This is a genomic window from Streptomyces acidiscabies (genome assembly GCF_020010905.1).
Classification (GTDB): Bacteria; Actinomycetota; Actinomycetes; order Streptomycetales; family Streptomycetaceae; genus Streptomyces; species Streptomyces acidiscabies.
In genome coordinates this window covers 3110931-3122526 of sequence record NZ_JAGJBY010000002.1, presented here as the reverse complement: position 1 = coordinate 3122526, position 11596 = coordinate 3110931, and the positions used below count along the sequence as shown (strand labels likewise).

General features: G+C 71.2%; 8 protein-coding genes and 1 riboswitch. All 8 genes read right to left on the bottom strand.

Translation table 11 applies throughout. The annotated features are described in order from the left end of the window. Positions 1-47: 47 nt before the first annotated feature. Positions 48-1220, bottom strand: a complete 1173-nt coding sequence (locus J8M50_RS40265; RefSeq protein ID WP_010356651.1) for an MBL fold metallo-hydrolase — start codon at positions 1218-1220, stop codon at positions 48-50. 234 nt (positions 1221-1454) lie between these two features. Next, a complete protein-coding gene (locus J8M50_RS40260; protein WP_010356650.1) occupies positions 1455-2219 on the bottom strand; it encodes an SIMPL domain-containing protein in 765 nt (254 codons plus the stop codon). A gap of 176 nt (positions 2220-2395) precedes the next feature. After that, positions 2396-3181 (bottom strand): SGNH/GDSL hydrolase family protein, encoded by a 786-nt coding sequence (locus tag J8M50_RS40255; protein ID WP_010356649.1) that lies wholly within the window; start codon positions 3179-3181, stop codon positions 2396-2398. 113 nt (positions 3182-3294) lie between these two features. After that, entirely contained in the window at positions 3295-4014 is a 720-nt protein-coding gene (locus J8M50_RS40250) for a DUF6250 domain-containing protein (RefSeq protein WP_010356646.1), read from the bottom strand. Further along, positions 3998-5044, bottom strand: a complete 1047-nt coding sequence (locus tag J8M50_RS40245) for a GDSL-type esterase/lipase family protein (protein WP_010356644.1) — start codon at positions 5042-5044, stop codon at positions 3998-4000. The genes J8M50_RS40250 and J8M50_RS40245 overlap by 17 nt, the downstream gene beginning before the upstream one ends. Further along, positions 5041-7779 carry an exo-rhamnogalacturonan lyase family protein gene (locus J8M50_RS40240; RefSeq protein WP_010356642.1) on the bottom strand — a complete coding sequence of 913 codons (2739 nt, stop codon included), beginning with the start codon at positions 7777-7779 and terminating at the stop codon, positions 5041-5043. The genes J8M50_RS40245 and J8M50_RS40240 overlap by 4 nt, the downstream gene beginning before the upstream one ends. A 213-nt stretch (positions 7780-7992) precedes the next feature. Beyond that, complete coding sequence (locus J8M50_RS40235; RefSeq protein ID WP_010356639.1) at positions 7993-8991, bottom strand: LysM peptidoglycan-binding domain-containing M23 family metallopeptidase; 999 nt, start codon at positions 8989-8991, stop codon at positions 7993-7995. Next, positions 8992-9155: riboswitch (cyclic di-AMP (ydaO/yuaA leader) on the bottom strand. Between the two features lie 276 nt (positions 9156-9431). Further along, positions 9432-11504, bottom strand: a complete 2073-nt coding sequence (locus J8M50_RS40230; RefSeq protein ID WP_010356637.1) for an alpha-galactosidase — start codon at positions 11502-11504, stop codon at positions 9432-9434. Positions 11505-11596 lie beyond the last annotated feature (92 nt).

Here is an 11596-nt window from a genome sequence, read left to right as displayed (position 1 = left end):
CGGGGCGGGCTCGAAAGAACCCCACCCCGGCGTACGACCGACCGGTCTCAGCCCTCGCCGACGAGCCCCAGGTCGCCCCGCGACACCGTCGGCACCGGCCACTCCTTCTCCAGCGGCGCCGAGATGCTCCGCCACCAGGCCCGCGTCGGCAGTTCGCCGCCGGGTTCGAAGGGCTGGCCCGGGATCGGTACGGCGACGGCCTGGCCGACGGCCTCGCCCGCCGCCAGCGTCCACTCCCCCGGCTCCGCCCACGGGTGCTGCGCGAGGTTGAACGTGCCCCAGTGGATCGGCATCATCACGCCGGACGGGGCGCCGCCCTGGAGGTCGAGGTGGGCGCGCATGCCCTCCTCGGGCGTCATGTGGATGTCCGGCCACAGCGCCGAGTACGCGCCGATCTGGATCATCGTGATGTCGAACGGGCCGTGCGCGGCGCCGATGTCCCGGAAGCCCTCGAAGTAGCCGGTGTCGCCGCTGTGGTAGATCCGGTGCTCGGAACCGGCGACCGACCAGGACGCCCACAGCGTGTGCTGCGTGTTGCGCAGGCCTCGTCCGCAGAAGTGGCGGGCCGGGGTCGCGGTCAGGGTGAGGCCGCCGACCTTGGTCTCCTCGTGCCAGTCCAGCTCGCGCAGGCGATCGGCGGGGACGCCCCAGTGCTCCAGGTGCGCGCCGACGCCGAGGGGGACGGCGAACAGGGTGTCCGTGCCGGCCAGCGCCTTGATCGTGGGCAGGTCGAGGTGGTCGTAGTGGTCGTGCGAGATGACGACGACGTCGACCGGGCCGAGGGCGGCGAGCGGGAGGGGCACGGGGTGGAGGCGCTTGGGGCCCACGAAGGGTACGGGGGAGCAGCGCTCGCCCCAGACCGGGTCGAACAGTACGCGGTGGCCGTCGATCTCGGCGAGCACGCTGGAGTGGCCCATCCAGGTCACGCGCAGGCCCGTCGCCGGGGGCTTGGCGAGGTCGGCGAGGGTCGTGGCGTGGACGGGGATGGTGCCGGAGGGGGCTCGCTGGGGGCGGGTGTCCTTGTCGAAGAAGGCGCGCGCGAAGTCGGCGGCGGAACCGGCGGGCCTGACCGTCGCCGGGCCACCCGGATTGACGAAGACCCCGTCCTTGAAATGCGGCGATCTGCGGATCCGCGCCATACGCTCACCGCTCGGGTCCACGCCGAACGCCGCGGGCGTCAACGCGCGGAGCCCGGAGCTGAGGGAACGGGAACCGGCCACGGTACCTCCAGATGGTTCTGCTGAGACTTCCCATTATGGTCGGCCCCTCTGACAACCGGCCCGGGCCCCAGGACCCTGCACGAACCCTCCGCCGAGCCGCGCCCCGGCGCCGCCGGACCATCTGGGAAAACGCTGCGACAGCCGACTTGATTCCGCATCGCCGGAAGGTGACCTGATAAAAACACCGCAGGCCGCCCGAGCCCCAGCCCGGACGGCCTGCGCACACGACCCCGCTCAGTCCAGCTCGTACACCACCGTCACCGAGGACGTCGCCTTGATCTCGCCCGGTGCCAGCGGTACGGCGCCGAGGCCGCCGGCCGGCATGTCCGCGGCCATCGGCGGGGCCGGGGTCGCGTACCCCGTGCTGCCCTCGCTCAAGGTCACCAGGCGGCCGAGGTGGTGCCCGCTCAGCGCGGCGTACTGCTCGGCCTTGGACCGGGCGTCCGTGAACGCGGCCTTGCGGGCGGCGCGTTGGAGGGGTTCACGGTTCGCGAGGTCGAAGACGACGGAGTTGACGCGGCCCGCGTCGCCGGTGGCGTCGGTGACGGCCTGGAGGACGGTGCCGGTGCGGTCGATGACGCGGACCTTGACCGTGAAGGACTGCGCGGCGCGGTAGCCGGTGAGGACGGAGGTGCCGTCCGTGTAGTCGTAGACGGGGTTCAGGGCGACGCCGTCGGTGTGGATGTCCTTGTCGGCGACCCCCTGCCCGCGCACCGCCTTCAGCAGCGCGTCGGCCGCCTTGTTCTGCGCGGCCATCGCCTCCTTCGCGGTCTTCGCGGTCGCCTCGACCCCGACGCCCAGCACCGCGAGGTCGGGCTCGGCGCTCGCGGTGCCGTCCCCGGTCACGGTGACCGTGGTCGGCGCGGACGCGGCGCGCGCGGCGACGGGCGCGGAGGCGTGCCCCGCGTCCAGCGCGGCGGCACCGGGCGCGGACAGGCCCAGCGAGAGGAGGGTCACGGCGAGCGCGGCGGTGGCTCGGGACGTACGGGAACGGGGCATGCGGGCCGGTCCTTTACGCAGATCGGGGACGACGTTCCGCCGCCCGGGAAACCCCCGGAGGCGTCCGGCCATCCCAGCACCCGCACCGGGACCCCCATCCGCACCACTCCCGTACGATCACCTCACTGGCCGAGCCCCCGTGACAAGCGAACGGCGCCACTCCGTACGCCGGCGCCTCAGGCCACCGCCGAGATCCGCATCTTGATGTCGTCCGGCGACAGCGTGCCCTTCGCCGTCACATGGTCCCCGGAGGACTCGCCGCGCAGTCGGCGCCCGATCCACGGCACGAGGTACTCGCGCGCCCAGTGCACGTCGTCGCGCCGGACGTCCAGCGGCCCGCGCGGCGGGAGCGCGGGCCACGGCTGCTCGGGGTCGGCCGGAACGTCGAGGCCCAGCGTCTGCCCCGCGCGGAGCGCCACGCGTGTGTGCCCCTCCGGGGACAGGTGGAGCCGGTCGTCGTCCCAGGCCCTGCGGTCCTGGACGGAGCGCAGGGACCACAGGTCGAGGACGGGACACCCGTACCGGTCGGCGATGGCACGGACGTGTCCGTTGTACGTCGCGATCTTGCCGCGCAGGTGCTTGAGGACCGGCATCTGCCGGGTGTCGAACCCGGTCGTCACCATCACCGTGCCGGCCGCGGACACCATCTGCGCGACGGCGAGTTCGAACCGTTCGGCGACTTCGTCGGGGTCGGTCCCGGGGCGCAGGATGTCGTTGCCGCCCGCGCACAGGGACACCAGGTCGGGGGCCAACGCGGCGGCCTGGGGAAGCTGGTCGGCGACGACCTGGTCGAGCAGCTTCCCGCGCACCGCCAGGTTCGTGTACGCGAAGTCGCCCTCGGCCCGCCGGTCCGCGAGGAGTACCGCGAACCGGTCGGCCCAGCCGACGAACGCCCCGTCGGGACCGGGGTCGCCGACGCCTTCGGTGAAGCTGTCCCCCACCGCCACGTACGACCCGATCATCACTGTCTTGCTGTCACTCTTCGAATCGTCTGCCACAACAGCCCATGATTCACCTTCGAATGTGACCTACGCGACCGTAATAAAGGGTTGACGGACGGTGAGATAAGACACTTCTAAAGAGTTGTCCAACCCGGGAATACGCCCCACACCCGGAACCTTTCAATCCGGAAATGGCTCCAGGTGGTCCGGAAGGCGAAATGCCCGCCCGTGTACGGCTCGGGATCGCGGTAGTCGAAGACGAGCCGCCCGTTGTCCCACCACTGCACGGTCGACCCGTCGGAGACGATCCGCACCCGGTTCGGCTCGTTCGCGACGAGCAGCGGCTCGGTGTAGTCGTAGATCAGCGGCCGGACCCCCGCCTGACCGACATACCGCCGCAGCCGGGTCGTCGTGTTGTAGTTGGCGCCGTACCCGGAATAGTAGGTCTTCAGGTAGTCGTACTCCGCGAGCGCGCCCCCGCGAGCGGTCGCGAAGAGGTCGTCCGGCGAGCGGACGTCGACGGCGTTCCAGAAGTTGTTGAGGTCGGAGACCCGGTCGTTGACACCCCCGGCGGAAACGGGGGTCGCGGTGTACTCGATGACGTACGGCCCCTGGAGGGGCTGCCGGAGCCAGATGGTCGCCCCGGCGGGCACGTCCACTTCGAGCACACCCCGCGAGGCCGTGACCGTGCCGCCCTTCTCCAGCTCCACGGCCCACTTCCCGAGCCCGTGGCAGAAGTCGTCGTGGGCGAGGAGCCGGCGACGCGGTGCGGCGGCGGCCTGCGTCGCGGGGGCGACGGCGGCGAGGGCGGCTCCCGCCGCGAGGGCGCCGAACGCTCTACGCGTGGTCGTCATGTCGGTGCGCTCCTTCGGTCGGGGTCAGCAGAGTGATCAACCGGTCCGCCACCTTACGGTGGCCCTGGACGCTCGGGTGGACCGCGTCGTTGAGATCTTCCGTGGAGATCCATCCGGTGGTGTCCACGAACTCGGTGCGGGGATCGGCGAGTTGGGAGACGGCCGCCGAAACGTCCGCCGCGTGCGTGCCGTTGAAGGGCCGCAGCGCCAAGATCCGTGCGTGCGGGGCGGCTTGACGCAGTTGCGCGAGGTACGCACGGTAGGCGGCGGTGAACTCCTCGGCCCCGTACGCCGCGTCGTTCGACCCCTGGTTGACCACGACGACATCGGCCTCGCGGTCCGAACTCGCCGCCGATCCCGCGTAGTTCCAGCCGTACGCGTCCCGGGCGTTCGGCACTCCCCCGTTCCCGGTGAGGATCACGCCCTGCCGCCCGAACCCGACCTGGGTCAGCGAGGCGTGCAGCGCGTCGGCGACCAGCGTCGGGTAGGCGGCCGTTCCGTCGGCGCAGTCGGTCGTACTGCTGCCGCACAGAGCGTTGACGCCCTGCGTGACGGAGTCGCCGTAGAACGCGAACTGCCGCTTGTGCTCAGCGCGTTGAGGGATCACCCGCCCCTTGAGCCCGGTGAGCGTCACCCCCGTCTGGAGCGGCGGCACCCACCGGTTCACCCGCGAGAACACGTCCTTCACGGACAGTTCGGCGGTGTGCGGTCCGCGCCCCTGCGCGGTGATCTCGATGTCGGCGCGGTCGACGTCGTACCGCTGCTTGGGGCCGCCGTCGACGGACACGTACACCTGCGCGGGAACGGTGACGGAGGCGACGTCGAAGAGGGCGTGGACGGTGTTCCCGGTGAAGGAGAAGCGCAGCCGGGAACCGGAGTTGACGGTCACGGCGGCCTCGGCGCTCCGGCTCCAGTGGCCCTCGTAGGCGAGGCGTCGGTCGTCGGGGCGGACCGTGTCCGTGCCTACCGCGTGGGCGGGTTGCGGGACGAGGAAGGCGAGGCCGAGCGCCGGTATCAGGAGGCGTTTCATGACGGGATCTCATCTCCGATCAGGGCGAGGTTCTGGATCGCCGCGAGTGCCCACTGCGCCGAGGAGTTGGTGGAGACCCAGGGGATCTCCCGCGTGGTGCGCAGGACTTGGGGCGTGGGGACGGTGACGCGGGACCAGTCGTTCGACGGGAAGTAGGTGTCGGCGCCGGTGAAGAACTCCTTCCAGGCGCGGCTCGCGAGGGCGGGGTCGTCCTGGTGGCGGGCGGCGTACGCGGTGATGCGGGAGTGGGCGGCCGGGAGGGCCGACTTCCAGGTGGAGCCGGTGAGTTGGCGCTTCTGGGCGTCGGTCGCGTTGTAGTAGCGGGCGTAGTTCAGCCAGGCCGTGCGGAACTCCGGTTCCTGGTCGCCCAGGAGAGCGACGATCTCGCTGGTGGTCTCCACGAGCCCGAACACGGCGCTGAGGTGCGACACGTTCACCGCCGTGCTCGCCGTGAGCGCGAACCGGCCGGTGTCGGCGTCGAGGAGACCGGCGCCGGTGAAGAAGCCGTTGGGCTGCGCGGCTATCGTCCGCAGGGAGTTGACCAGTTTCGTCCGGGCCTGCTCCGCCCGCGGTCCACGTCGCTCCCACTCGGTGAGCCAGGCCGCCAAGATGCCGCCCCAGTCGGTGCCGAAGCCGACGGAGAGGGCGTGCCGGTCGCCGGGGGTGTAGCCGTCGGTGCGGACCTTGCGCTGCGGGTCGACGGCGAGGAACGTCCGCTCCACGTCGGCGAGTTCGCGCAGCAGGTCGCCGGTGCGCTCGTCGCCCGTGAGGTAGTAGAAGAAGCGCCGGTTGGCCGCCGTCGAGATCCGCACCTGCTTGGCGCTGTCCGCGTAGTGCTGGACGCCGTGCCGGGTGCCGAGCCCCGCCCACTTGCCGAGGTGGTAGACGTCGACCTCGCCGGTGTGCCGCGTCATCGCCTCCGCGAACCGGAACACCTCGGCGGAGCCGGTGCGCAGGAAGTGGTACCAGAGCCAGAGGTCGGTCCCCAACTCCGAGTTGTCCCAGGCGAATCCGCCGACGTCGTAGCGCCAGACGTGCCGGTCGGTGTCGTAGGTGTGCTGGACGTCGCCGTAGTCGAGGAACCCGTACCAGCGCCGCTCCTCGCGCTGGTCGCGGTAGTAGGCGAACAGGTCGTCGAGGTGGTCCTCGACGACCGCGCGGGCCTTCGAGGAACGGTCGACGGGCGCCCAGTCGCCGAACACCCCGGCGGAGTGCAGGCGTTGAGGCGTGGCGGTCAGAAGGGGCGGGGCCGCAACAGCTCTAGAAAAACCGGCGAGTTGAGCGGCGGCCGGTGTCTTCTCCACGGCCCAGAACGTGAGTTCACTGGTCCGCGCGATCCCGTACGGCGTGCCGAAGCCGGGCTCGTAGTCCTCGTACGTGATCTCCAGGCCGCCGTCCGACTGCTTGTCGTACGTGTCCTGGCCCAACCCGTCGTGGTAGAAGCGCAGATCGAGCGGCTGGGCCTCCGGGGCGTAGAGCCAGAGGGTGACCTCGGCGGCGCTGCTCGCGGCGCCGCGCACGTCGAGCTGGGTGGGATGGCGCTGCCAGAAGTCCCGTACGCCGAAGGCCAGTCCGCCGCTCGCGCCGCCGACGTACCCGAATCCACCGGCACGTTGACCGGCGGCGGCCGGGATCCAGCCGTGACCGGCCTTGGTGCGCTTGCGGATCTGGTAGCCGTCGGCGGTGAGTTGGGCCAGCGTGTAGTCGCCCCACTGGGGGATGTAGGCGAGGCGGCTCGACACGCGCGTGTCCCAGGTCGCGAGGTCGGGCAGCTTCTCCCCGGCGACCTGCGCGGCCCGGACCGCCGCACCGGGGTCGCGGCGCAGGCCGGTGATGCCCTGGACGGCCTCGGCGAACAGGCCCCCGCCCGAGTCGGCGAAGCGGATGTGCCGGTCGTACGCCTGGTCGCGCAGCGGGACCGTGAAGCGCACCCCGAGCCCGCGCAGGAAGTCGCCCTGGTCGCGGCCGGGTTCCTGCTCGCCGTCCCAGACGAAGGTGTGCACGAGCCGGAACGACTCCGCCCCGGCCGAGAACGCGAACCGCAGCACGAACGGCAGCCACCCCCGCCCGCCGTGCCGGTGCCGCCCCTCGACCCGTACGACGGCCCGCACCGGCCCGTCCTGCTCGACCTCCACCTTCTCCACCCGCCCGGCGAACGCCTCCACGTCGGCCCCGTCCCGCACACTCCCCTGCCGCAGCGCGACCAGCCGCCCGTCCCGCGCGACCTCGACCCCGCCGCGCTTCAGGCTCCGTACGACGGTGTCGGCGCCCTTCTCCGCGAAGAGCGCCGTCAGGACGCCGGTCGAGACCTCGACGCCGCCCTTCGCGCGCCGGACCGTCACCCGGTGTTCCGGTGCGGCCGGGGTGCCCGCGTCGAGGAGGTAGCGGTCGGAGCGGGGGGCGTCGGGGGCGATCGCGTGGGCCGTCCACTTGACCGAGCCGTCGGGCCAGTAGGCGGTGGGCCAGGTCTGGACGGGGACGTCGGTGCCGTCGGCGGTCGTCAGCTTCAGGGGCTGTCCGGGTCTGTGCGTTCCGCGCGCCCAGGGGACGCCCCAGGTGGTGCCGGCGTGGGCGTCGGGGGTGCCCTCCAGCCAGTGCAGCTCGGTGCCGGTGGCCGTGCCGGACGCTGCGGCTGCGGCTGCGGCTGCGGGGCGGGACAGGGCCCAGGAGAACGAGGTGGCGGCTGCCGCGACTGCGGCGCCCTTGATGACGGTACGTCGGTGGACGCCGGACACGGGACCTCCAGGAAAGCGCTTGCGAGGGAACGGAGATCACTGTGTCTCCGCGCTTTCCCGGCTGTCGACGGATGCCACACGACCGCAACAGAACGATCATGTTCGCGCAAGAAGCAACATCGTTGCCCCCGGTGAACGTCCGCGAACGCCCCGAAGGCCGGACCCGGGGATCGGGGGTCCGGCCTTCGGAGGCGTGTACAGACGATGCTGGTGTCAGACGGAGACTCCGTGCGAGCGGAGGTACGCGAGCGGGTCTATGTCCGAGCCGTAGTCCGGGGTCGTGCGCATCTCGAAGTGCAGGTGCGCTCCGGTCACGTTGCCCGTGGCGCCGGAGTAGCCGATCTGCTGGCCCTCGCCGACGGTCTGGCCGACCGAGACGTTGAGCGCCGAGAGGTGCGCGTACTGCGCGTAGTAGCCGTCCGCGAGCCTGATGACGACCTGGTTGCCGTACGCCCCGCCCCAGCCGGCCGCGACGACCGTACCGGCGCCGACCGCCCGCAGGGTCGTACCGCTCGGGACGACGAAGTCGACGCCCGTGTGGTAGCCGCTGGACCACATGCTGCCGGCGACGCGGTAGCCGGTGCCTATGATCGCGCCCCGGACGGGGAGGGTGAAGCCGGAGGAGGACGAGGCGCTCTCGGTGGTGGCCTTCGAGGAGGAACTCTTCGAGGAGGAGCCCTTCGAGGAAGCCGAGGAGTCCGAGGAACCCTGCGACTTCTGCGACGACCGCGAGCCGGAGGAGGACGAGCCGGAGGACGAACTCGACGACGAGGAGCCGGAGGAGCTTTCCGCCCGCGCCGCCTTCGCGCCGAGCGACAGCCGCAGCCCGGGGTGGATCAGCGACGGGTCGGAGCCGACGGCGTCCCGGTTGTCCTCGTACAGACGCTGCCAGCCGCCCGTGAGGTTCTGCTCATCGGCGATCTTCGAGAGGTAGTCGCCGGAGCGGACGGTGTAGGTGGTCGTCTTGCGCGTGGTGGCCGACGTCGTCGCCGAGGCCGTGCGCGCGACCGGGACGGCCTGGACCGTCTTCCCGGAGACCGGCGCCACGGAGGCGGCGGTAGCGGTGGTGCCCGCGGCGGACGCCGTCTGGGCGTGTGCCCCGGTGGCCCCGATGAGCGGAATGGCGAGCGCCGCGCCACCCGTTCCGGCCACGGCGAGCGACCGGGAGAAACGAGGCGGCTTCGGGCGGCGGTGCTTACCCCTGGCGGGCATGGATTTCCTCTCCTGCGCCTACGAGGTGAGCTGTCGGGTGCGGACAGGAGATGTCCGGCGGCGCCGAGGCGCCGCTTTACCCCAAGCCTGCTCCGGGAAGACCGGACCAGGCGGAACTGCCTGTGGGTCCCCCGCTCCTGCCGTTTCGTTGGTGGATGTGTTCGGCTCCGGACCGCGGCAGGATTCGGCGTCCGTCCGGATTGGTGATGAACGTAGGCGACGCGGACGCACGGGGACAAGCAGAAGTTGTATATGAATCTTTTTCCTGCCGATTCATGGTGCGTTTCGACCGTCTCCGCACACCGCGTGAAAACCCTCCCGAACCCCTGAATCCCCTTGAAAATCCGGCCTATTACGTGCGCATGACGCGTGGCGCAGGGCCAGAAATATGACCCTGCTCACGCGACCGATTCACAGATTTCCCAATTCGGACAGAAACCTCAGATGCGGCGCAGCCGGAATACCGCCGCATCGAGGTCACCGCTCAGCCCGGTCCGCAGCCCGTGATGCACCAGCACCGCACCTCGGTGGATTTCGCCGGTTTCGAGGCATTCGTACGACGCCGTCGCGTCAAGTCCGCGCAGCCGCACCGCCGGTACAGGCTCCCCGTAGTGCTGGGCCTGGAGCCAGGCCAGGACGACGGTGTCGTCACCGCGCACGTACTGCACGGCGCTGAGACCGCCCTCGGGGGCGCGCAGCCGGTACAGGTCGCCCTGCTGGACGACGGGCCGGATCTTCTTGTAGAGATCCACCCACTCGCGCGCCTCGGCGAGTTCCGCGTCGGTCCACTCCGAGAGGTCCCCGCCGACGCCGAGCACCCCGGCGAAGGAGCTGACGAACCGGAACTTCAGCGAGCTGACCCGGTGGTTGAGCTGGGTGTTGGGGCTGTCGGTGACCCAGGCGGCCATCACGCGCGCGGGGTGGATCTGGCTGAAGCCGTGCTGGATGGCGAGCCGGTCCAACGGGTCGGTGTTGTCGGAGGTCCACACCTGGTCGGTGCGGCTGAGGATGCCGAGGTCGATCCGGCCGCCGCCGCCCGAGCAGGACTCGAAGGCGACACCGGGGTGCGCCGCGCGCAGCCGGTCCAGGAGCCGGTACAGCGCGCGCACGTGGTCGACCCACAGGCGCTGCGGGTAGGGGTCACCGGGCCAGCCGGCGTCGGTGAAGCAGCGGTTGAAGTCCCACTTCACGTAGTCGATGGGGGCGCTGGACAGGAGCGTGTCGAGCTGCTCCCAGAGGTACTCCTGGACGTCCTCGCGCGCGAGGTTCAGCATCAGCTGGTTGCGGAACTCGCTGCGCGTGCGGCCCTCCTGGAACTGCACCCAGTCGGGGTGCGCGCGGTAGAGGTCGCTGTCCGGGTTGACCATCTCGGGCTCGACCCAGATGCCGAACTGCATCCCGAGGCCGTGCACCTGGTCGGCGAGGGGCTTGAGGCCCTGCGGGAAGCGGTCGGGGTTGGGCGTCCAGTCGCCGAGGCCCGCACGGTCGCTGACGCGCTTGCCGAACCAGCCGTCGTCGACGACGAACAGCTCGACCCCGATGTCGGCGGCCTTGCGCGCGAGGACGAGCTGCTGCTCCTCGGAGATGTCGAAGGTGGTCGCCTCCCAGGAGTTGAACAGCACCGGGCGGTTCTCGTGGGCGTCCGGAATGACGTGCTCGCGCTGGTAGACGTGCCAGGCGCGGCTGGCGCCGCCGTAGCCGCCGTCGGACCACAGGGCCGCGAAGACGGGCGTCGTGAAGGAGTCGCCGTCGGCGAGGAGGAGCAGGCCCGAGTCGTCGTGCCCGGCGCCGCCGGTGATCTGTACGCGCGCGTCGGGGAGCTGGGCGACGGCGATCCGCCAGGAGCCGGACCAGCCGAGGGCGGTGGTGAAGACCTCGCCGGTCTCCTCGGTGGCGTCGGTGTCGAGGGCGACCCAGGGCAGGTGCGGGTGGCCGGTGTGGCCGCGACGGCTGCCGATGGCCTTCTCGCCGTAGGTGAGCTGCGTGCGCGTGAGGCGGGACTCGGCTGCCCAGCGGCCGTGGAGCTGGGAGAGGCGCCAGCCCTCGCGGTGCGGGAGGGTCCAGGTCGCGGAGTCGGCGCGCAGCAGCTCCAGGGGTTCGGCGCCGTCGTTGCCGAGGACGGCCCAGCGCTCGACGACGTCCCCGCGCATCCGGTAGTGCAGCGCGACGGTCAGTCCGCCGTCCCGGAACGCGAGCCGGAGTTCATTGCCGTCCGCCTCGTACGACTCGAAGGCCCACTCGGTGCCCCGGCGCGCGGGTGTGCGCACGGAGAGCGCGGGGCGGGTGAAGCGGGGGCCGCCCTCGACGGGGTACTCCTCACGGCCGTCGAGCGCGGACTCGAAGGACGAGCCGTGCGGCAGCGGGACGGCCGCCAGCGCCTCGGCGTCGGCGAGGGCGATCGCCGGTCCCCAGTGCAGGTGCAGCAGTTCGCCGCGTTCGGTGAGGTGGAGGGCGTAACTGCTCGTGGGGCCCGACAGGAGCCACGTACGCCCGTTCTCAGCGGTTTCCAGCATCAGACCCTCACACGATCGAAAATCAGTTAAAACACATACGAACACGTACGACCAGACAGCAACATCATCGGGGGTCCCGGGGGCCGCCTGCA